Annotated in this window: 23 protein-coding genes; 14 read left to right on the top strand and 9 right to left on the bottom strand. The window is 65.6% G+C overall.

Features of this window, described 5'->3' with window-relative positions:
* Position 1 precedes the first annotated feature (1 nt).
* The 3 genes from plsY to ACFPFW_RS14190 are packed head-to-tail and all read right to left on the bottom strand — an operon-like array spanning position 2 to position 2,888.
* On the bottom strand, positions 2 to 625 hold the full coding sequence (gene plsY / locus ACFPFW_RS14200) for a glycerol-3-phosphate 1-O-acyltransferase PlsY (protein ID WP_114957774.1): 624 nt from the start codon (positions 623 to 625) through the stop codon (positions 2 to 4).
* Between the two features lie 18 nt (positions 626 to 643).
* A complete protein-coding gene (locus tag ACFPFW_RS14195) occupies positions 644 to 1,933 on the bottom strand; it encodes a dihydroorotase (protein WP_114957710.1) in 1,290 nt (429 codons plus the stop codon).
* 4 nt (positions 1,934 to 1,937) lie between these two features.
* Positions 1,938 to 2,888 carry an aspartate carbamoyltransferase catalytic subunit gene (locus tag ACFPFW_RS14190; protein ID WP_114957711.1) on the bottom strand — a complete coding sequence of 317 codons (951 nt, stop codon included), beginning with the start codon at positions 2,886 to 2,888 and terminating at the stop codon, positions 1,938 to 1,940.
* Between the two features lie 108 nt (positions 2,889 to 2,996).
* Between ACFPFW_RS14190 and ACFPFW_RS14185 the strand changes: the two genes are divergently transcribed.
* Together ACFPFW_RS14185 and ACFPFW_RS14180 are read left to right on the top strand one after the other, a co-directional pair.
* The gene (locus tag ACFPFW_RS14185) at positions 2,997 to 3,422 is read left to right on the top strand and encodes a BA14K family protein (protein ID WP_114957712.1); all 426 of its coding nucleotides are present in this window, start codon (positions 2,997 to 2,999) and stop codon (positions 3,420 to 3,422) included.
* Between the two features lie 166 nt (positions 3,423 to 3,588).
* Complete coding sequence (locus ACFPFW_RS14180) at positions 3,589 to 3,936, top strand: hypothetical protein (RefSeq protein ID WP_114957713.1); 348 nt, start codon at positions 3,589 to 3,591, stop codon at positions 3,934 to 3,936.
* A gap of 116 nt (positions 3,937 to 4,052) precedes the next feature.
* Here ACFPFW_RS14180 and ruvX read toward each other — a convergent pair whose 3' ends face one another.
* Positions 4,053 to 4,529, bottom strand: coding sequence for a Holliday junction resolvase RuvX (gene ruvX / locus ACFPFW_RS14175; RefSeq protein ID WP_114957714.1), 477 nt, complete (start codon positions 4,527 to 4,529; stop codon positions 4,053 to 4,055).
* A 102-nt stretch (positions 4,530 to 4,631) separates the two neighbouring features.
* Here ruvX and ACFPFW_RS14170 point away from each other — a divergent pair, with 102 nt between their 5' ends.
* From ACFPFW_RS14170 to der, 12 genes are all read left to right on the top strand, one after another.
* Entirely contained in the window at positions 4,632 to 5,327 is a 696-nt protein-coding gene (locus tag ACFPFW_RS14170) for a metal-dependent hydrolase (protein ID WP_114957715.1), read from the top strand.
* Positions 5,328 to 5,476: 149 nt separating this feature from the next.
* Entirely contained in the window at positions 5,477 to 5,764 is a 288-nt protein-coding gene (gene gatC / locus ACFPFW_RS14165) for an Asp-tRNA(Asn)/Glu-tRNA(Gln) amidotransferase subunit GatC (RefSeq protein WP_114957716.1), read from the top strand.
* Positions 5,764 to 7,296 carry an Asp-tRNA(Asn)/Glu-tRNA(Gln) amidotransferase subunit GatA gene (gatA, locus tag ACFPFW_RS14160; protein WP_114957717.1) on the top strand — a complete coding sequence of 511 codons (1,533 nt, stop codon included), beginning with the start codon at positions 5,764 to 5,766 and terminating at the stop codon, positions 7,294 to 7,296. Before gatC ends, gatA begins: the two co-directional genes overlap by 1 nt.
* A complete protein-coding gene (locus ACFPFW_RS14155) occupies positions 7,293 to 7,580 on the top strand; it encodes a chorismate mutase (protein ID WP_114957775.1) in 288 nt (95 codons plus the stop codon). The genes gatA and ACFPFW_RS14155 overlap by 4 nt, the downstream gene beginning before the upstream one ends.
* A 4-nt stretch (positions 7,581 to 7,584) precedes the next feature.
* Positions 7,585 to 7,899: a hypothetical protein gene (locus ACFPFW_RS14150; RefSeq protein ID WP_114957718.1), complete on the top strand. Its 315-nt coding sequence runs from the start codon at positions 7,585 to 7,587 to the stop codon at positions 7,897 to 7,899.
* 3 nt (positions 7,900 to 7,902) lie between these two features.
* A complete protein-coding gene (locus ACFPFW_RS14145; RefSeq protein WP_114957719.1) occupies positions 7,903 to 8,373 on the top strand; it encodes a ricin-type beta-trefoil lectin domain protein in 471 nt (156 codons plus the stop codon).
* A gap of 17 nt (positions 8,374 to 8,390) precedes the next feature.
* Positions 8,391 to 9,869, top strand: coding sequence for an Asp-tRNA(Asn)/Glu-tRNA(Gln) amidotransferase subunit GatB (gatB, locus tag ACFPFW_RS14140; protein WP_114957720.1), 1,479 nt, complete (start codon positions 8,391 to 8,393; stop codon positions 9,867 to 9,869).
* Positions 9,869 to 11,455, top strand: coding sequence for an ArnT family glycosyltransferase (locus ACFPFW_RS14135; RefSeq protein WP_114957721.1), 1,587 nt, complete (start codon positions 9,869 to 9,871; stop codon positions 11,453 to 11,455). Before gatB ends, ACFPFW_RS14135 begins: the two co-directional genes overlap by 1 nt.
* A gap of 13 nt (positions 11,456 to 11,468) precedes the next feature.
* Positions 11,469 to 12,986 carry a glycosyltransferase family 39 protein gene (locus tag ACFPFW_RS14130; protein ID WP_114957722.1) on the top strand — a complete coding sequence of 506 codons (1,518 nt, stop codon included), beginning with the start codon at positions 11,469 to 11,471 and terminating at the stop codon, positions 12,984 to 12,986.
* A gap of 121 nt (positions 12,987 to 13,107) precedes the next feature.
* Positions 13,108 to 13,803 carry a tetratricopeptide repeat protein gene (locus tag ACFPFW_RS14125; RefSeq protein WP_114957723.1) on the top strand — a complete coding sequence of 232 codons (696 nt, stop codon included), beginning with the start codon at positions 13,108 to 13,110 and terminating at the stop codon, positions 13,801 to 13,803.
* 8 nt (positions 13,804 to 13,811) lie between these two features.
* On the top strand, positions 13,812 to 14,078 hold the full coding sequence (locus tag ACFPFW_RS14120) for a hypothetical protein (RefSeq protein WP_114957724.1): 267 nt from the start codon (positions 13,812 to 13,814) through the stop codon (positions 14,076 to 14,078).
* A gap of 23 nt (positions 14,079 to 14,101) precedes the next feature.
* The gene (der, locus tag ACFPFW_RS14115) at positions 14,102 to 15,460 is read left to right on the top strand and encodes a ribosome biogenesis GTPase Der (RefSeq protein ID WP_114957725.1); all 1,359 of its coding nucleotides are present in this window, start codon (positions 14,102 to 14,104) and stop codon (positions 15,458 to 15,460) included.
* A 204-nt stretch (positions 15,461 to 15,664) separates the two neighbouring features.
* Here der and ACFPFW_RS14110 read toward each other — a convergent pair whose 3' ends face one another.
* From ACFPFW_RS14110 to ACFPFW_RS14090, 5 genes are all read right to left on the bottom strand, one after another.
* Positions 15,665 to 16,408, bottom strand: coding sequence for an SDR family NAD(P)-dependent oxidoreductase (locus ACFPFW_RS14110; protein WP_114957777.1), 744 nt, complete (start codon positions 16,406 to 16,408; stop codon positions 15,665 to 15,667).
* Between the two features lie 10 nt (positions 16,409 to 16,418).
* On the bottom strand, positions 16,419 to 17,906 hold the full coding sequence (gene purF / locus ACFPFW_RS14105; protein WP_379771220.1) for an amidophosphoribosyltransferase: 1,488 nt from the start codon (positions 17,904 to 17,906) through the stop codon (positions 16,419 to 16,421).
* A 31-nt stretch (positions 17,907 to 17,937) separates the two neighbouring features.
* Complete coding sequence (locus tag ACFPFW_RS14100) at positions 17,938 to 18,558, bottom strand: CvpA family protein (protein ID WP_114957726.1); 621 nt, start codon at positions 18,556 to 18,558, stop codon at positions 17,938 to 17,940.
* Positions 18,559 to 18,641: 83 nt separating this feature from the next.
* Entirely contained in the window at positions 18,642 to 20,069 is a 1,428-nt protein-coding gene (gene radA / locus ACFPFW_RS14095; protein ID WP_114957727.1) for a DNA repair protein RadA, read from the bottom strand.
* Positions 20,070 to 20,172: 103 nt separating this feature from the next.
* A complete protein-coding gene (locus ACFPFW_RS14090) occupies positions 20,173 to 21,093 on the bottom strand; it encodes an MBL fold metallo-hydrolase (RefSeq protein WP_114957728.1) in 921 nt (306 codons plus the stop codon).
* Between the last annotated feature and the right edge of the window lie 100 nt (positions 21,094 to 21,193).

Raw genomic sequence — 21,193 nt, 5'->3', positions numbered from 1 at the left:
CTCAATGGTCCGTGACGGCGGCTTTCTTCGCGCCGATTTTTGTTTCGGTACCAGCGAGAAGCCGGCTGATGTTCGCGTGATGCTTTATCCAGACGAGCGCCGTCAGAAGAAGGAAAAGCGATGCGAAATCCGGCTGGCCGAGCGCCCAGAGTACCAATGGGGTCGCGCCGCTGGCGATCAGCGCCGACAGAGACGAGTATTTCGTCAGCCAGGCCACCGCGATCCAGATGAGGCCGAAGATCAGCGCCGCCGGCCAGGCGAGGCCGAGGAGGACGCCGATATAGGTCGCGACGCCCTTGCCGCCCTTGAAGCCGAGCCAGACCGGGAACATGTGGCCGAGGATCGCTCCGAGGCCGGAGGCGATCGCGGCGTACGGGCCCCATTGCCAGGCGATCAGGACGGCGGCCGTGCCTTTCAGGGCGTCGGCGAGGAGCGTCGCCGCGGCGAGGTCCTTCCTTCCGGTGCGGAGCACGTTGGTGGCGCCGATATTGTGCGAGCCGATGGCGCGGATGTCGCCCATGCCGGCCGCCTTCGTCAGCAGGAAGCCGAACGGGATCGAGCCGAGGAGATAGCCGAAGGCGAGGGCGAGAAGGGTTGTCGTCGTGAACAGGTCTTGCACGGTCAGCACCGGTGATGCAGGAGGCTAAGCGTATTCGTAGACCGTTTTACCGGCAACAAAGGTTCTGAAAACTCGGCCCTGAAGGCGGGCTTCGTCGAACGGCGTGTTCTTCGATTTCGAGCGCAGCGTCTTCTTGTCGAGCACCCAGGGTTCGTCGGGATCGAACAGGACGAGGTCGGCCGGCTGGCCTTTCTCGAGGCGTCCGCCCGGCAGGCCGAGAAGCTCGGCGGGGCGCGTCGACATCGCGCGGAAGAGTTTCGGCAGGCCGAGATGGCCGGCATGGACGAGGCGGAGCCCCGCCGAGAGCATCGTCTCGATGCCGAGCGCGCCGTCGCCGGCTTCGGCGAAGGGCTGGCGCTTCTGCTCAACGTCCTGCGGATTGTGGTCGGAGACGACGATGTCGATCAGGCCGTCGGCGAGCGCTTCCGCGAGCGCGAGGCGCTCTTCCTCGCTCCGGAGCGGCGGCGCGAGTTTGAAATAGGTGCGGTAGTCGCCGATGTCGGTCTCGTTGAACGACAGATGGTTGATCGAGGTGCCGCAGGAGAAGGGCAGGCCCTGGTCCTTGGCGCGGCGGGCGATCTCCAGCGAGTCGCGATTGGTGATGATCGCCGCGTGATAGCGGCTGCCGGTCATGCGGACGAGGCGGGCATCGCGTTCGAGGACGATCGTTTCCGCCTCGATCGGGCGGCCGCCGAGGCCGAGCCGGCTCGCATATTCGCCGGAATTCATCACGCCATTGCCGGCGAGGTTCGGATCCTCGGTGTGATGGACGATCAGCGCGCCGTAATCGCGGGCATAAGTCAGCGCGCGGAGGAAGACACGGGCGTTGGAAATGGTCTTCGCGCCGTCGGTAAAGCAAACCGCGCCGGCCTGTTTCAGAAGCCCGATTTCCGTCATCTCCTCGCCCCGCAGGCCCTTGGTGATGGCGGCGGCGGTATGGACGTTGACGACGGCCGTGTCGCGGGCGCGGCGGATCAGGTAGTCGACGATCGCGGGGTCGTCGATGGCCGGATTGGTCTCGGGCGTGCAGACGACGGTGGTGACGCCGCCGGCGGCGGCCGCCTGGCTACCCGAGGCGATGCTCTCGCGATGCTCGGAGCCCGGCTCGCCGAGAAAGGCGCGGGCGTCGACGAGGCCGGGGGCGAGGACCTTGCCGCGTGCGTCGAGCGTCTCGGCGCCGTCCGGAGCGGTGTTCAGGTTCGGCCCGAGGTCGGCGATCAGGCCATCCTTGATGAGCAGCGAACCGCGCGCTTCCGATCCCGCGACGGGATCGACCAGTGTCGCGTTGGCGATGAGGAGAGGGCGGCTCGTCATCGCATCACCGGTTCGGCAGGTTGCGGGCGAGGGCCTCGAGCACGGCCATGCGCACGGCGACGCCCATCTCGACCTGTTCGCGGATCAGGCTCTGTGCGCCGTCCGCCACTGCGGAGTCGATCTCGACGCCGCGGTTCATCGGCCCGGGATGCATGACGAGCGCGTCGGGCTTGGCCCAGGACAGCTTCTCGGCATCGAGGCCGTAGAAGTGGAAATATTCGCGCACCGACGGCACGAAGGAACCGTTCATCCGCTCGAGCTGCAGCCGCAGCATCATGACGATGTCGGCATCCTTCAGGCCCTCGCGCATGTCGCGGAAGACCTCGACGCCGAAGCGGTCGATGCCGCGCGGAAGGAGCGTGGACGGGCCGATCACCCGGACCCGTGCGCCGAGCGCCTGCAACAGGATTATGTTTGAGCGCGCGACGCGGCTGTGCAGGACGTCGCCGCAGATCGCGACGATCAGGCCCTGAATGCGGCCCTTGTTGCGGCGGATGGTGAGGCCGTCGAGCAGCGCCTGGGTCGGATGCTCGTGCGCGCCGTCGCCGGCATTAACGACCGAGCAGTCGACCTTGCGGGCGAGGAGATGCACCGCGCCGGCCGCGTGATGGCGGACCACGATCAAATCGGGATGCATCGCGTTCAGCGTCGCGGCGGTGTCGAGAAGCGTCTCGCCCTTTTTGATCGAGGACGAGCCGACCGCCATGTTCATGACGTCGGCGCCAAGCCGTTTGCCCGCGATCTCGAACGAGGACTGCGTCCGCGTCGAATTCTCGAAGAACAGGTTGATCTGGGTGCGGCCGGTGAGGGTGGTGCGCCTCTTTTCGACCTGACGATTGAGCTCGACGGCCTCGTCGGCCATGTCGAGCAATGCCGTCATCTCGAAGGGCGATAGCCCCTCTATGCCGAGCAAGTGCCGGTGAGCAAATTGTGAAGTCGGGGCCGTGGCGGTCATCCGAAGGCGATCTCATATGGGGAGTCGGAACCGTCCGCAAGCCAGGGACGTTATTCAGGGTAAAGGGCTGACTGCGTCGGCTGGCGATCCGTTCAGGAGGATCAGACTATGTTCAGAGTTTCCGGTACCAAAGCCTTGATCGCCGCCGTGGCGCTTTCCGTTGCCGCAACGACGGGTGTTGCCAATGCCGCTCCGATCACAGGCGGCGCCAAATCGATTTCGCCAGCAGCTGCGACGACGAGCGACGCCACTCTGACCGACGTGCGCTGGCGCGGTGGCCGTCGTGGCTATTATCGTGGCTACCGTGGTGGCCGCGGTTGGGGCCCGGGTATCGGCATCGGCCTCGGTCTCGGCGCTCTCGCAGCCGGCGCGGCAATCGCCAGCAGTCCATATTACTACGGCCGCGGCTATTGCGACCCGTATTATGATTATTGCGGCCCGCGTCGCCGGGTCTACTACAACTCCTATTACGCTCCCGGCCCGTACTACTACGCGCCGCGGCGTTACTACGGTTACGGCCATCCCTACTGGTGATCGCAGCTCACCACGGGATGGTGGAAAGGGACGCCTTCGGGCGTCCCTTTTTTATTGTTCGCGCATAGCCCGGCTTAACCACGACCGCAGGTTTGGAGCGCTTCGGCTCAGAGAACGAGGCGCGATGCGGTAGATTCCGATGCGCGCACAGCGCCTTGGAGACGACATGCACCTCGTTCGAACCATCGGGATCGGCCTCGTTCTGGCCGCTGGTCTTGCCGGCGCCGTCTCGGCGCAGCCGGTCGGCACGTCATCCCATGGCGGCGGCCATAACGGCCCCGGCTGGAACAACGGACCGAGTTGGAACCGGCCGGGTTGGAACGGGCACGGCCGTCCGGATTGGCGTCGTGGAGATTTCGCCGGCGAGGCCGGTGCGGCCGCGATCGACAATTACTACAACAATTGCAATCCCGAGGCGGAGTATTGCGGCGGTCGCCGTGTGACGCCGACATATCGCGACCGGCCGATGTCACCTCCGCGAGGGGGGTATTCCGCTCAGTCCGGCGGCTGGTAGCCTCAGGCTGTCAGACCGGACAGCAGTCGCATTCAATCGTCATCCTCCGGCTCGACCGGAGGATCCATCCTACAGCGCCCAATGGGTCCTCCGGTCAAGCCAGAGGACGACGGCACCTAAGCCGTCATAACCCGCAGCCGGTCGAGCGCTCCCTGAAGGATGAAGCTCGCGGCATGCGCGTCGATCACCTCGGCACGTCGGGCGCGGCTCATGTCCTGCTCGATCAACAGGCGTTCGGCGGCCGTCGTCGAAAGCCTTTCGTCCCAGAAAACGATCGGCAGGTCGGTGACGTTCGACAGATTGCGGGCGAAGGCGCGTGTCGCCTGGGCGCGCGGGCCTTCGCTGCCGTCCATGTTGATCGGCAGGCCAAGAACGAAAGCCGCGATCTTGCGTTCGGCGGCAAGCGCGAGAAGCGTCTCCGCATCCTTGCCGAATTTCGTCTTCGAGAGCGTCTTCAGCGGCGTCGAGACACGGCGGCCGTCGTCCGAGACCGCGATGCCGATCGTCTTCGTCCCGAGATCGAGGCCGAACAAGGATGCGCGGGGCGGCAGAAGCGGCGCGAGGGCGTCGAGCGTCAGGATGGGGGCGGGCATCGGCCGGAAGTAGCACGCGCCAAACCCATCCGCCACGCCGCCGACCGTTGACCAATGCTTTCCGGCCGCTAGCTTGTCGCCCGAGTCCAGCGGGAGAGTTCGATGCGCATTACCTGGTACGGCCATTCGGCGTTCAAGCTCGAGTTCGGCGAGGTCGGCATCCTGTTAGATCCCTTCATCACCGGCTCCGGCTACAGGGGCGACATGAACGAGGTCACGCGCGGCGTGACGCATATCCTGCTGACGCACGGCCATGGCGACCATGTCGGGGATACGGTTCAGATTGCCAAGCAGACCGGCGCAACGCTCGTCTCCAGCTTCGAGGTGGTGAGCTGGCTGAACGGGCAGGGTGTCGAGAAGGTCGAGCCGATGAACACCGGCGGCTCGATCCAGCTCCCGGGTTTCACGGTCACGCTCGTCCAGGCCTTCCATTCGTCGGGCGAACTCGTGAACGGCGTCTTCGCCCAGCTCGGCCATCCGAACGGCATCATCGTTGAGGCTCCAGGGCAACCGACCGTCTACCATCTCGGCGATACCGGCCTGTTCAGCGACATGAAGCTGATCCAGGAACTGTACCAGCCGAAGATCGGCTTCGTGCCGATCGGCGACCGCTTCACCATGGGCGCGCGCACGGCGGCCTATGCGGTTAACAATTTCCTCGATCTGGAGACGGTCGTTCCCTGCCATTACGCGACGTTCGGGCTGCTCGCTCCGAACGCGGACGACTTCATCAGGCAGGTGACGAAAGCCAAGACCAAGATCGTGGTGCCGGAGAAGGGCGTGGCGTTCGAGGCGTAGTCGTCGTTCTCCAAGCCGGAGGATCCGAGGGCGCGGCGATATGGATCCTCCGGTCAAGCCGGAGGATGACGCCGAGAGCGTTGCGACACCATCGTGGCAAGTGCTAATCCGGCTTCAACAATCAATACTGACTTATCAAAGGGAATGGCATGGCGGTCGACGAGACCACGGTCCGGCGCGTCGCGAAGCTCGCGCGCATTGCGGTGAAGGATGACGAGGTTCCGCATCTGGCGGGCGAGATCAACGCGATCCTGGCCTTCGTCGAGGAGCTGAATGCCGTCGACGTGACCGACGTGCCGCCGATGACGTCCGTGACGCCGATGGCGATCCCGATGCGCAAGGACGGGGTCACGGCCGGCGGCGAGCCGGAGAAGGTGCTGGCCAATGCGCCGGTTCGCGAGGGTGATTTCTACGTCGTGCCGAAGGTGGTCGAGTGATGAGTGAGCTGACCGACCTGACGCTTGCCGAGGCGCGCGACGGCCTGCGTGCCAAGAAGTTCACCGCGACCGAGCTTGCCGACGCCCATATCGCCGCCGTCGAGGCCGCGCGCGGGCTGAACGCCTACATCCTCGAAACGCCCGAGAAGGCGCGCGAGATGGCCAAGGCCAGCGATGCGAAGCTCGCGAAGGGCGAGGGCGGAGCGCTCGAGGGCATTCCGCTCGGCGTGAAGGATCTGTTCGCGACCGAGGGCGTGCGGACGACCGCCTGCTCGCGCATTCTGGACGACTTCAAGCCGACCTATGAATCGACCGTCACGAGCCAGCTCTGGCGCGACGGCGCGGTCATGCTCGGCAAATTGAACAACGACGAATTCGCCATGGGCTCGTCGAACGAGACGTCGGCGTTCGGTCCGGTCGCCAATCCCTGGCTTGCCGGCAATGCCGATCGCGCCCGGGCGAAGGCGAGCCTGTCGAACCTCGCGACGGCAGGCGAAGCCGGCGTGCTCGTTCCAGGCGGCTCGTCCGGCGGTTCGTCTGCCGCCGTGGCCGCGCGTCTGTGCCTCGGTGCGACCGGCACCGATACCGGCGGCTCGATCCGCCAGCCGGCCGCGTTCACCGGCATCGTCGGCATCAAGCCAACCTATGGCCGCTGCTCGCGCTGGGGCATCGTGGCCTTCGCATCCTCGCTCGACCAGGCCGGTCCGTTCGCCCGCACGGTGCGCGATACCGCGATCCTGATGCGCTCGATGGCGGGCTACGACCCGAAGGATTCGACCTCGGTGAACCAGCCGGTGCCGGATTACGAGGCGTCTGTCGGACGCTCGGTGAAGGGGCTGAAGATCGGCGTTCCGAAGGAATACCGTGTCGACGGCATGCCGGAAGAGATGGACAGTCTCTGGCACAAGGGCCGCGAATGGCTGAAGGCGGCGGGTGCCGATGTGGTCGAGATCTCGCTGCCGTACACGAAATATGCGCTGCCGGCGTATTACATCGTGGCGCCGGCCGAGGCCTCGTCGAACCTCGCCCGCTATGACGGCGTCCGCTACGGCGCCCGTGTGCCGGGCAAGGACGTGACCGAGATGTACGAGAACACCCGCGCCGCCGGTTTCGGCGCCGAGGTGAGGCGGCGCATCATGATCGGCACCTACGTGCTGTCGGCGGGCTATTACGACGCCTATTACGTGCGGGCGCAGAAACTGCGTACGCTGATCAAGCGTGATTTCGAGCAGGCATTTGCGGCGGGCGTCGACGCCATCCTGACACCGACGACGCCGTCGGTAGCCTTCCCGATCGGCTCCAAGGGCTCGGTCGATCCGGTCGAGATGTACCTCCTCGACATCTTCACGGTGACGGTGAACATGGCTGGCCTGCCGGGCATTTCGGTTCCCGCCGGCTCGTCGCAGGACGGCCTGCCGCTCGGCCTGCAGCTGATCGGCCGCCCGTTCGACGAGGAGACTTTGTTCTCGGTCGGCCAGGTCATCGAGGACGCGGCCGGCGTCCATCCCAAGCCGGAGGCCTGGTGGCGGTGAGCACGGATCGCGAGTTTCTGACCGAGGCGCGTGCCGATATCGACGCGATCGACGCGGAACTCGTGAAGCTGCTCGCCAAGCGCGTCGCGGTCGTCGACCGCGTTATCGCCATCAAGGCGGAGCAGGGAATTCCGGCGCTCCTGCCGGAGCGTGTCGAGGAAGTCGTCGCCCATGCCCGCCAAGAGGCCGAGGCCAATGGAGCGCCGCCCGATCTCGCCGAAATCTTGTATCGCGCCCTGATCGCGTGGACAGTCGAATATGAAGAGCGAACGCTCGGGAGGTGACCTGATGAACCTCGCAGAATTCAAGGACAGCCTGACCGGCGAGCGCCCGCCGCTTGAGGCGACACCGGTTCTTGTCGCCCTGTGGTGGGCGAAGAAGGGCAATTGGGAGCTCGCGCACGAGACCGCGCAGGGTATTCCCACCAAGGAAGGCGCGTGGGTGCACGCGCATCTTCACCGCGTCGAGGGCGACCTCGACAATGCCGGCTATTGGTACGGGCAGTCCGGCCGCGCGCGGAGCCAGGAGCCGCTCGACCAGGAATGGGACAAGATCGCGACGACCTTGCTCGCCTCCGTCCCGTCGAACGCAAGGGTGGCCTGAGCGATGGCGATGCTCCGTGCCATGTTCGGAATGCTCGTGCTTGCCGGCTTGATGCTGGCGGCTGGGTCGGCGAGCGCCGGCACGCTGCGGCCGCTCGGAAAGTCCGACCTGTGCCTGACGGCGGAGCCGACCAACCAGCCGGGATACAAGCTGTCGCTGAAGGCGTGTGCCAACTCGGAATTCCAGGAGTTCCGCAAGGGCCAGGCCAATGTGCTGATCGTCGCGAAGGCCTGCGTCGAGATCATCGCGGTCGACAGCACCCGCCAGAACCTGATCGCGGCCGCCACGCAATGCCGGGGGCTGCCGGGCCAGAGCTGGACTTTGTCCCGCGCCGGTCTGCTCGTTGGCGCGAACCGGCTCTGCCTCGTGCCGAGGGGTGAACCGGTCGACGGTGGTCCGATTGCCGTGGAACAATGCGCCGAGGACAACGCCGCCGCCCTCGACCAGAAATGGGCTGTCTACGGACGCCTCTGAGAGACCAGGAAATTCCGATGAACATGCATGTCCGTCCCGCCGATCCGAAGAAGCTCATCAAGGGCGCAACGGCCGATTGGGAAATCGTCATCGGCATGGAGATCCATGCCCAGGTGACGTCCGAGGCCAAGCTGTTCTCCGGCGCCTCGACCGAATTCGGCCGTCCACCGAACTCGAACGTCTCGCTGGTCGACGCGGCGATGCCGGGCATGCTGCCGGTGATCAACGAGGAATGCGTGCGGCAGGCGGTGCGCACCGGTCTCGGCCTGAAGGCGGAGATCCATCCGCGCTCGGTGTTCGACCGCAAGAACTACTTCTATCCGGACCTGCCGCAGGGCTACCAGATCTCGCAGTACAAGAGCCCGATCGTCGGCGAGGGCGAGGTCGTGCTCGACATGCCCGACGGCCAGATCAAGGTCGGCATCGAGCGCCTGCATCTCGAACAGGACGCCGGCAAGTCGATCCACGACCAGGACCCGCGCAATTCCTTCGTCGACCTGAACCGTTCGGGCGTCGCGCTGATGGAGATCGTCTCGAAGCCCGACCTTCGTTCGTCGGATGAGGCGCGGGCGTTCGTCACCAAGCTGCGCACGATCCTGCGCTATCTCGGCACCTGCGACGGCGACATGGAGAAGGGCAATCTCCGCGCCGACGTGAACGTCTCCGTCCGCAAGCCGGGCGAGCCTTTCGGCACGCGCTGCGAGATCAAGAACGTCAACTCGATCCGCTTCATCGGCCAGGCCATCGAATACGAAGCGCGCCGCCAGATCGGCATCATCGAGGACGGCGGCACGATCGATCAGGAAACCCGCCTGTTCGATCCCGGCAAGGGCGAGACGCGGTCCATGCGTTCGAAGGAAGAGGCGCACGATTACCGCTACTTCCCTGATCCGGATTTGCTCCCGCTCGACCTGCCGGAAGGCCTGATCGAGGAACTGGAAGCCGCGCTGCCGGAACTGCCGGACGAGAAGAAGGCGCGCTTCCAGACGCAATACGGGCTCTCGGCCTATGATGCCGACGTGCTGGTGGCGGAGAAGGCTTCGGCCGATTTCTACGAGACCGTCGCCAAGGGCCGCGACGGCAAGATCGTCGCGAACTGGGTGATCAACGAACTGTTCGGCCGCCTGAACAAGGAAGGCCATTCGATCGACGACAGCCCGTTCTCGGCGGCCCAGCTCGGCTCGCTGATCGACCTCATCAAGGACGGCACGATCTCGGGCAAGATCGCCAAGGACGTGTTCGAGATCGTCTGGACCGAGGGCGGCGACCCGAAGGAGATCGTCGAGACGCGCGGCCTGAAGCAGGTCACCGATACCGGCGCGATCGAGAAGGCCGTCGACGAGATCATCGCCACGAACCCCGAAAAGGCCGAGCAGGCCAAGGGCAAGCCGGGCATGCTCGGCTGGTTCGTCGGCCAGGTGATGAAATCGACCGGCGGCAAGGCCAACCCGCAGGCGGTCAGCGATCTGCTGAAGGCTAAACTGGGCATCGACTAATGACGGACGCCGCGGTCGGCCGGACCCGGTCGCAGCGTCTTGCGGCGGGGCTGGACCGCGTCCTCGACGTGCTCGCCAACGCGCGGGCGATCACGGCCTTCTGGCTGTTCTACGTCCTCGTCCTCGGCTCGCTGCGCCTCGTGCGGTCGAGCTTCCTGCCTTTCGACGATGCGCTGTCGGCGGAGGTCATGCAGGGGCGGTTTTCCTGGGTCTATCAGGCCCGGAACCCACCGCTGTACGAATGGCTGCTATGGGCGGTCCAGCAGGGTATGGGTCCGGGCGTCGCCGGCCACCTCTTCCTTCGTTCGCTGATCATCGTCGCGATCGGCGTCCTGACCTTCGATCTCGTTCGCGCCGCGACCGGCAGGCCGCGCGTCGGCGTCGCCGCGTCGCTGTCGCTGCTGTGCTTCTACTGGTTCGGCTGGCACGTCCACGATTCGCTGACCCAGTCACTGCTGCTGATCCTGTTCATCTTCGGTCTGATGCGGGCGCTGATCCTGTTCATGGAACAGCCCGGACTGCGGTCGGCGATTCTGCTCGGTATCTGCGTTGGCCTCGGCCTGCTCTCCAAATGGAGCTTCTCGCTGCCGGCGGCCGCTGCCGCGGCGGCGATCCTGTCGGACCGCGAATTGCGCGGGCAGTTCGCGCGGCCATGCCTCCTGGTCGTTCCGCTGATCGCGCTCGTCCTCGTCGCGCCGACGGGGTTCTGGCTCTACATGCATCAATCGCGGTTTGCCGAGACCGTCGGCGGCGTCATGACTGGAGAGGGGCAGAACCATGCCATGCGCGCGCTCGAGGGCCTGATCAGGCTGCCAATCGCGCTGTTCCTGTTCCTGTCGCCATGGCTTGTCGCGTTCGCAATCGGGGCAGGGCGCCCCCGTGCGTGGTTTCCGGCGTCACCGTCTCCAGTCATCCGGCTCCTCGTCCGCCTCTCGCTCGCAACGCTGGTCATTCTCGGCGCATCGATCCTCGTGGTCGGCATCGCGAATATCCGCGAGCACTACCTCTATCCCGTCGGTCTGCCATTGATCATCGCCCTCTGGGCGGCAGTGGCAGGGAGCACACGCGAGGAACCCGTCTTGCGGGTGACGACGGCCGCCTCAATCCTGTTCGGGGCGCTGGTGCTCGGCATCAAGGTGGCGATGGCCGCGAATGCGCTGATGCCGTCGGACAAGGTGGCCAAGGACCTCGTCCCATATCAGGGTCTCGCGCAGACGCTGACGTCGTCCGGCCTCGGCGCGGAGGCTTTCATCGCCTCCGACCATATCCTGGCTGGCCAGCTCATCGCGGCCATGCCGCGTGCGACGGTGGTTTCGCAGTCCACCCGCCGCGCCACGGTGCCCGGAACCTATCGTCCAAGCCAGCAATGCATCCTGATCTGGCCGAAGGGCGGTGCCCCAGCAGGAAATCGCCTGGCCGGGCTCGGCATTGCCGAAACCTCGGCGAAGATCTCCATGCTGTCCATTTTCGGGTCGCCGGGTGGTATTGGTCCCGCGCGTCGTGGCGAGTTCGAACTGGCCGATCTCGGTCGGGACGCCGAACCATGCCGCCGGCTGATCGGCACCGGCGAAACAGCAATTCAATAACGGCAGGCGCGTCGTGGTCGACAATGCAATCGGACCAGCGGTTATCGCTGAACAGGGATTAGCCCGGGCAAAAGCACTGACGACGCCGGCTGTCTGGTTCCTGGTCGCGATCACCGTCTATTTCGCGCTGCAGACCGTGCTGCGGGTGCTCTACGCTCCGTCGGTCAGCGCGGACGATGCCGAGCTCCTGATCACGACACAGTCGCTCGACTGGGGACACGGCACCCAGCCGCCGCTCTACAACTGGATCCAGATCGCCGCATTCAGGCTCTTCGGCGTCAACCTGTTCGCGCTTTCGGCGATCAAGAACCTCTTGCTGTGGGTCATCTTTGCCGCCGGCTTCTTCGTCGCGCGACGGCCTCTCGACGACGACCGCAAGGCGGCAATTGCCGCTCTCTGCCTGTTCCTCGTCCCGCAGATCGGCTGGGAGTTTCAGCGCGCACTGACCCATTCGGTGATCGTGCTGGCGATGACCATGCTCACTTTGCTCGCTCTGCTGCGGGTCGTGCAGGCAGGCAAGACGGTCGATTACGTCCTGCTCGGCGTTTTCATCGGGCTCGGCTGTCTGTCCAAGTACAATTTCATCATCGGCGTCGCCGCGATGCTCGTATGCGCGGTGACGATCACTGAACTCCGCCCGAAGATCATCAATGTGCGGCTTCTTCTGTCGCTCGCGATCGCGGCGCTGATCCTTTCGCCGCATGTCCTGTGGACCGTGTCCAATATGGAAACGGTGCTGGGCCGGACCTCCAAGTTCAAAGCGGAAGAATCGGCTTCGTTCTCGCTGACGCCGCTGCTCGCCGTCGTGGAGGCGACCTTCCAGTCGGTCGTGCTTCCCTGCGCCGTCTTCCTCATCGCGGCCGCGATCGCCTGGTTCCGGGGGAGCCGTCCGGGACCGCATGCGAGCCGTCCGCCGGTCCAGGTGTTCTTCCTTCGCCTCGTGCCGGTTGGAATTGGCCTCATCCTCATCGGCTCGATGTTCGCGGGCATCGGAGAGCTGAAGGAGCGTTGGCTCATAACGGTGACCTTCGCCGTGCCACTGGCGCTGTTTCTGCTCACCGAAGACCTGCTTGGCCGGCGAGGCCGGAACGCGATCGGGATCGTTGCGGCGGCCTGCGCCGTGCTCGCTGGCATCGGTCTCGGCGTGATGTATCTCCTGCCTCGCTCCATTCCACCGGAGCCGAACCGTCCGCTGCCAGTCATTGCGCAGGATATCCGGGCGTTGGGCTATCAGCGCGGGACGATCATCGCCGGCCATACCCGGCTCGGCGGCGCGATGAAGCTCGAATTTTCCGACAGCCGGGTGGTCGAACCGCAATACCAGATGCTTCCGGGGGGCGCCGCCGGACCGTTCCTGCTGGTGTGGACCGGAGACAAGACGGTGCCCAGCCAGGTCTCGGACCTTTACCGCCAGACCTGTGGCGCCGATCTTCCAGCGGTTACGAGCAAGGAACTGTCGGCGCCATACCTGCACTCTTCGGCGCTTTGGCGCGTTAACGTCGTGCTGATCGACGGTTGCACGCGCTCCTGATGCGCATTTTGGTGATCGAGAGGCCTCTTTAGTCTTCTCGACGTTTGCCTCGCCACAATCGCATGGCTATGGTGCGCGCCGCTTCGCCGGGCGAAGCATAGATTCCGAACAGAACCGGTCCATGTCCGACATTTTCAACGAAATTGAAGAAGACCTGCGGCGCGAGAAGCTGGACCGGCTTTGGAAACGCTTCGGGCCGCTGTTCATCGCCATTGCGGTGCTGATCGTTCTCGGTGTCGCCGGCTGGCGCGGCTGGGAATGGTATGCCGACAGGCAGTCGGCCGAGGCCGGCGCCAAATACAATGCCGCTTTGGCGCTCGCCGGCGAAAACAAGCATGCCGACGCTGAAACGCAGCTCCAGGCGCTGGCCAAGGATGGACCGGCCGGATATGCGCTGCTGGCGCGCTTTCGCGCCGCGGCCGAGCTGAGCCTCACCAAGCCCGCCGACGGCGTGGCGGCGTTCGAGGCCATCGGACAGGACGTGGCGGTTCCGCAGTTGCTGCGCGATCTAGCCCGTGTCCGGGCCGCGATGCTCCTCGTCGACAGCGGCAGCTACGCCGATGTCGCCAGCCGTGCCGAACCGCTGGCAGCACCGGGCAATACCTGGCGCCATGCGGCGCGCGAGGCGCTCGCTCTGGCCGCCTGGAAGGCCGGCAATCTTGCGGATGCGCGGCGTTGGGCCGAAGCTTTGGTCCAGGACGTCGAGGCGCCGGGCGGAGCGCGTGCGCGCGGTCAGGTCATCCTCGATCTCGCCGCCGGCAGCGAAGCCCAGCCTGCGCCGACCCCAGCACCGGCCCAGCCGGCCGCGCAGCAATGAGGGGACAGATGATGTTTCGTACCGTCCGCACCGTCACCTTGCTGGCCGTTGCCGGCCTTGCGCTCGCAGGCTGCAGCGGGATCAGCAGCATGAACCCGTTCGCCGAGAAGGACACCAAGCTTTCCGGCCAGCGCCAGCCGGTCTTCCCAGCGGGCAGCCCCTATGCCGGCCCGCGCAAGCTGCCGCCTCCGAACAGCCAGGCTTCCGGTCCCAATATCCGGGCTGATGCTCCTCCGCCGTCGGTGTCGGCCAATCCGCCGCCTCCGGCCCAATAAAGTTCGCGGTCGCGGAGAGTCTCATGCCGGTCGTTGCGATCATCGGCCGGCCCAATGTCGGCAAATCGACCCTGTTCAACCGTCTGATCGGCAAGCGCATCGCGCTCGTCGACGACCGGCCGGGCGTGACCCGCGACCGCCGCGAGGGCGAGGCGCGCGTCGGTGACATCGAATTCGTCGCGGTCGATACCGCCGGGCTTGAGGACGCGTCCGAGGATTCGCTCGCCGGCCGCATGACGGCGCAGACCGTCTCCGCCATCGAGGGCGCCGACATCGTGCTGTTCATGATGGATGCGCGCGTCGGCGTGACGCCCGAGGACGAGCACTTCGCCAATCTGGTCCGCAGATCCGGCAAGCCGGTTGTCCTCGTCGCCAACAAGAGCGAAGGCAAGGAAGGCCTCGCCGGAGCCTATGATGCGTTCCGCCTCGGCCTCGGCGATCCGATCGCTCTGTCCGCCGAGCATGGCGAAGGCTTCGCCGATCTCCATCTCGCCCTCAGCGAGGCGCTGGAGAATGGCGGCGTTTCCGAAGAGGAAGACGAAGACGAGGATGCGACGGGTCCGCTCTCGGTCGCGATCGTCGGTCGTCCGAATGCCGGCAAGTCGACTTTGATCAACCGCCTGCTCGGCGAGGAGCGGATGCTGACCGGCCCGGAAGCGGGCATCACGCGCGACTCGATCTCGGTCGAGCTCTTGTGGCGCGGTCGCGAGATCAAGCTGGTGGATACCGCCGGCATGCGCCGCAAGGCGAAGGTTCAGGACAAGCTGGAAAAGATGGCGGTGCAGGACGCGCTCCGCAGCATCCAGTATGCCGAGGTCGTGGTCGTCCTGCTCGATGCGACGATCCCGTTCGAGAAGCAGGATCTGCAGATCGCCGACCTCGTCGCGCGCGAGGGCAGGGCGATCGTCATCGCGCTCAACAAATGGGATCTGGTCGAGAACCGCGCCGGAGCGCTGAAGGCGCATCGCGAGGCCGCCGACCGGCTCCTGTCGCAGGTGAAGGGGATGCCGCTCGTTGCGGTGTCGGCGTCCACGGGCGAGGGCGTGGACCGGCTGATGCAGGCCGTCATCACCGCGCATGAGGTCTGGAACCGCCGGGTGTCGACGGCGAAGATCAATCGTTGGCTGGAAGCAGTGCTGCAGCAGCATCCGCCGCCGGCGGTGCGCGGCTCGCGGGTGAAGCTCCGCTACATGACGCAGACCAAGGCGCGGCCGCCTTCTTTCGTGCTGTTCGGCACGCGGACTGACGTGCTGCCGGACAGCTATGTGCGTTATCTGGTGAACGGGCTGCGCGAGGCGTTCGACCTGCCGGGGACGCCGATCCGGCTCAGCTTCCGAGAGCCGAAGAACCCGTTCGAGGGCAAGGAAAAGGACAAAGACTAGGGCCGGGTTATGCCTCGTCATGGCAGGGCTTGTCCCTGCCATCCAAGTTCTTTTCTTCTCGACAGGCTGTGAACTCGTGGATGCCAAGGCCAAGCCTTGGCATGACGGAAGGTCGTCATTGCCGGGCTTGACCCGGCAATCCAGCAGCGCCCATTGCCTGGCTTCTGGATGCCCGGTCGAGCCCGGGCATGACGACGGGTGGGGCTAGGCCGGCTTCTGGAAATCCAGGAATGTGCCCAGGCGGGCGTCGAAGAGTTTGCCGGTTTCCATCAGCGCCGGGTCGGCGAGCGTCAGGATGTGCTGCGCGACCCCTTCGGCGGTCGGCAGTGTGTCCGGATCCTCGCCCGGCATGGCCTGCTTGCGCATCGCGGTGCGCGTCGCGCCCGGATTGAAGAGATTGGCGCGGATGGGCGAGTTGCGGGTCTCTTCCGCGTAGCTGCGGACGAGCGCGTCGAGCGCGGCCTTGGAGGTCGCGTAGAGGCCCCAGTAGGCGCGGACGTTCGTCGCTGCCCCGGAACTCACGAAGATGGCGCGGCCGGCATCGGAGCGGCGGAGCAGCGGGTCAAGCGAGCGGATCAGCCGCCAGTTCGCCGTAACGTTGACCGCCATGACGTTGTCCCACTGCTTCGGATCGATGTGGCCGACCGGGGTGAGCGGACCGAGCGCGCCGGCATTGCCGACCAGGATGTCGAGCTTGCCGAAGCGCTCGTGCAGCGCCGCGCCGAGACGATCGAGCGCCTCGTAATCGGTGACGTCGAGCGGAACGAGCGTGGCCGAGCTTCCGGCTGCCTTGATCTGGTCGTCGAGCGCTTCGAGGCCGCCGACGGTACGGGCGAGGGCGACGATGTGCGCCCCGGCCTCGGCCAGAGCCAGGGCCGCGGCCGCGCCGATGCCGCGCGACGCGCCGGTGACAACCGCGACGCGGCCCTTCAGATCAGGTTTGCTCAAGACTTCGCTCTCAGCCGGCTTCAGCAAGCAGCGAAAGCTGCTTCGGATTGCTGCCTTCGCCCATGACGTCGGTCAGCGGCGTCGGGTAGTCGCCGGTGAAGTAGTGGTCGGCGAACTGCGGACGGACCGGGTTGCGGGCCTCTTCGCCCATCGCGCGGTAGAGACCGTCGACCGAGACAAAGGCGAGGCTGTCGGCGCCGACGAATTTCCGCATGCCTTCGAGATCGAGGCGGGCGGCGAGCAGCTTGTCGCGCTCGGGCGTGTCGATGCCGTAATAGTCCGGATGGGTGATCGGCGGGCTGGCGAGGCGGAAGTGGACTTCCTTGGCCCCGGCATCGCGCATCATCTGCACGATCTTCACCGAGGTCGTGCCGCGCACGAGGCTGTCGTCGACGAGGACGATGCGCTTGCCCTCGACCATCGCGCGGTTGGCCGAATGCTTCAGGCGGACGCCGAGCTCGCGGATGCGCTGCGTCGGCTGGATGAAGGTGCGGCCGACATAATGGTTGCGGATGATGCCGAGCTCGAACGGAATGCCGCTCTCCTGGGCGAAGCCGATGGCGGCAGGCACGCCGGAATCCGGCACCGGAACCACGACGTCGGCATCGACGGGCGCCTCGCGGGCCAGTTCTTGGCCGATCCGCTTGCGGACCTCGTAGACGCTCTTGCCCTGCACGATCGAGTCGGGGCGGGCGAAGTAGATGAACTCGAAGATGCAGGGGCGCATCGGCTGCGGCGGGAACGGCTTGTGCGATTCGATGCCGTCCTCGGTGATGACGACGATCTCGCCGTTTTCGATGTCGCGGATGTATTTCGCGCCGATCGTGTCGAGGGCACAGGTCTCGGACGCCAGAATGTAATGGCCGTCGAGTTCGCCGAGCACCAGCGGGCGAATGCCGAGCGGGTCGCGGGCGCCGATCAGCTTCTTGGTCGACAGCGCGACGAAGGCATAGGCGCCTTCGAGCTGGCGTACGGCGTCGATGAAGCGGTCGAGGAAACGATTGCGCTGGCTGCGGGCGACGAGGTGGAGCACGACTTCGGTGTCGGTCGTCGACTGGCAGAGCGCGCCGTCGCGGACGAGCTGGCGGCGAAGTGCGAGGCCGTTGGTCAAGTTGCCGTTATGAGCGACGGCGAAGCCGCCGGTCTCGAGCTCGGCGAAGAGCGGCTGGACGTTGCGGAGAATGGTTTCGCCGGTCGTCGAATAACGGTTGTGGCCGATGGCGGCTGAGCCGGGCAGGCGTTCGATGACACGGGCATCGGAGAAGTTGTCGCCGACGAGACCGAGCCGTTTTTCGGCGTTGAAGCGCTTGCCGTCGTAAGTGACGATGCCGGAGGCTTCCTGGCCGCGATGCTGGAGAGCGTGGAGACCGAGAGCGGTGATCGCCGCGGCGTCAGGGTGTCCGAAGATGCCGAAGACGCCGCACTCCTCGTGGAGCCGGTCCGCTTCGACCTGACGCCAAAAATCGTCCGCTGCGCTCTCGCTCGCGTCCATGCTCATTGCAAACTCCCGGCGCGGCTCCTGCGCGCAATCAGTTCTGCGGAGGTGGCGGCGAGGCCGGTTCCGGTTCCGCAGGAGGCGACGACGGATCGCTGTCCGGCACCGCACTCGGTTCGGTGCTCTGTCCGGGCAATCCACCCTTTAGCCTATTCAAGATGGTGGCTTCCGGGTCTTCCGGCAACATAGTGAGCAGAGATTTACCCGCGCTTTCCAAAACCGGTTTCGAAGCAGCGTCGGCAACCCATTGCGGCTGCGAGCGTTCCGGCACGAGCCAGGCGAAGAACAGGAAGGCGATGACCGCCAGAAGAAGCCCGCGCGCGCCGCCGTACACAAAGCCCAAAGCGCGGTCGAACGGACCGATCCTGCTGTCCAGAATGACGTCCGACAGCTTCATCGTGATCAGCGAGACGATGAGCAAAGTGACTAGGAAGATCGCGGCGCCGGCGATGACGTCGGCCAGGATCTTCGGCTCGAGCTTGATATAGGCGTGCGCGAGTTCGCGCCCGGCCGGAAGGAAATAGAGCGTGGCGGCCGCAGCCGCGGCCCATGAGGCAATGGACAGCACTTCGCGAGTGAAACCGCGCACCATGGCCAACAGGGCAGAGATGAGGACGACGCCGAGAACGATGAAATCAAGGTACGTGATCGGCATAGACCCGCCTTTGGCGCCGGTAACCAGGCACGGGACTCAAAACGGGCCGTGCGGCGCACTTATAGCGGCACGGTTTCGAGACGTCACGCCTCATTCACAGATGACAGATGCGCGTCCTGTCGCGCCGGACCCTTGCGGACACCGCGCGCCGCGATCTCGGCAACGAGAGAATCGAGCGCCGTCAGGCCGGTGAGCGAGAAACCCGAATCGTTTGCACCTTCCGACGAACTCGCCGGAGCGAAGGCGCGGGAGAAGCCGAGCCGCTTTGCTTCCTTCGCACGCAATCCCGCATGGGACACCGGCCGGACCGCCCCCGACAGGCTGACTTCGCCGAAGAAGACGCTGTCCAGCGGAAGAACGGAATTGGCAAAGGAGGAGACGAGGGCGGCCGCGACCGCGATATCGGCCGCCGGCTCCTGGATGCGCAGACCGCCCGCGACATTGAGATAGACGTCGTGGCTCCCAAGCCTGAGCCCGGCATGGGCTTCGAGCACCGCGAGTACCATCGACAGCCGGTTCGAATCCCAGCCGACGACGGCGCGGCGGGGCGTGCCGAGCGAGGAGGGGGCGACAAGTGCCTGCACCTCGACGAGGATCGGCCGCGTGCCTTCGATGCCGGCGAAGACGGCGACGCCTGGAGCGGCGACATCGCGGCTCGACAGGAACAGCGCCGAGGGATTGGCGACGTCTTCGAGCCCGTTTCCGGTCATCGAGAAGACGCCGATCTCGTCGGTCGGGCCGAAACGGTTCTTCTGCGCCCGCAAAACGCGGAAGGCGTGACCCTGTTCGCCCTCGAACGACAGCACGGCGTCGACCATGTGCTCGACGACGCGCGGGCCGGCGATCTGGCCGTCCTTGGTGACGTGGCCGACGAGGATCACCGCCGCGCCGGAAGTCTTGGCAAAGCGGATCAGCGCCTGCGCCGATGCGCGGACCTGCGTGACTGTCCCGGGCGCGGATTCCACGGCCGAGGTCCACATGGTCTGGATCGAATCGATGACGACGAAGCGCGGCACCGTGCCGGCCGACAAGGTGGCGAGGATGTCCTCGACATTCGTCTCGGCGCCGAGTTCGACGGGCGCGTCCGCCAGGCCGAGGCGATCGGCGCGCATGCGGACCTGCGCGGCGGCCTCCTCGCCGGAGATATAGACGGTGCGATGACCGGCGCGGGCGAGGGCAGCCGCTGCCTGGATCAGGAGCGTGGATTTGCCGATGCCCGGCTCGCCGCCGAGCAGAAGCGCGGAGCCGCGAACGAAACCGCCGCCGGTGACGCGATCGAGTTCGGATATCCCGGCCTTGAGGCGCGGCGCCTGTTCGGTGACGCCGTCGAGCCCCTCAAGCGGGATCAGCCGTCCGGACCGCGCCGAGATCGTCCCGCCCTTGGTGACGGGAGCGGAGGCAGCCTCCTCGACGATCGTGTTCCACTCGTTGCAGCCCTCGCATTTGCCAGTCCAGCGGTTATGCAGCGTCCCGCAGTTCTGACAGACAAAGGTGGATCGCGCTTTCGCCATGAATCACTCCGCGAGCGGAGGATGCCGGATATTCGGCCCGTGCGCCAGCGGAATGTTCTATTTTTGTTCTTACCGTGGAGGAGCTTGTCGGAACAGGGTCCTTCTAGTCCCACCGAGCTGCCGGCAGGACATCGAGCGGAATCCTCAGATATCGTCTTCCATTCGTTTCCGGCGCGGGCAGTCGGCCAGCGGCAATGTTCACCTGGAGCGCGTGAAACATCAGCCTCGGCATCGGAAGCTCGGCGTCGCGGGCCCGGCGGAGTTCGATGAACTCCTGTTCGTTCTGCGCCTGCCGAAGATGAACATTGCGGCGCCGCTGCTCGGCCACGGTGCTCTCCCAGGCGGGACCACGACCGTCAGGCATGTAGTCATGCCCGGTAAACAGGCGCGCATCGTCCGGCAGGGCAAGAATGCGCTGGAGCGTTCGCCACAGCTGCCCCGCATCTCCACCCGGGAAATCGCAACGCGCGGTGCCGAAGTCCGGCATCAGGAGCGTGTCGTGGACAAAGGCCGCATTGCCGACGACATAAGTGACCGATGCAAGCGTATGGCCAGGGGAGAACAGGACTTCGGCATCGAGTGCGCCGATCTTGAATCGCTCGCCGTCCGCGAACAGGTGGTCCCATTGCGAGCCGTCCGTCGGGAAGGTGTTCGGCAGGTTGTAGATTGCCTTCCACAGCGTCTGAACCTCGACGATCTTCTCGCCGATTCCGGTCCGTGCGCCGGTTTTCTGCTTCAGGTAATCCGCAGCCGACAAATGGTCGGCATGAGGATGGGTGTCCAGGATCCACGTCGGCTTTAAATGCCGCTCGGAGATGTGTCGGAGTAATTGATCCGCCGATGACGTCGCGAGCGACCCCGCTTTCTCGTCATAATCGAGGACGGGGTCGATGATGGCGCATTCGCCGGTTGCCGGATCGGAAACGACGTATTGGATGCTGCAGGTGCGGCGTTCGAAAAATCCGCAGACATGCGGCTCATGTCCGCTGTCGGGAACAGGACGCGAGAGATCTGCTGTGCCCATCCTTCATGCTCCCGCGGGCACCCACTCAGGCCGCGCCCATTCTCGAACGGAACAGCGAAACGCTGGGACCGTCAATGATCCCAGCGTGTTGGCGGGAGGG

The sequence above is a fragment of the Flaviflagellibacter deserti genome (genome assembly GCF_042652085.1).
Taxonomy (GTDB): Bacteria; Pseudomonadota; Alphaproteobacteria; order Rhizobiales; family Methylopilaceae; genus Flaviflagellibacter; species Flaviflagellibacter deserti.
Note: the sequence above shows the minus strand (reverse complement) of the source record. Positions and strands in the feature narration are given on the sequence as shown.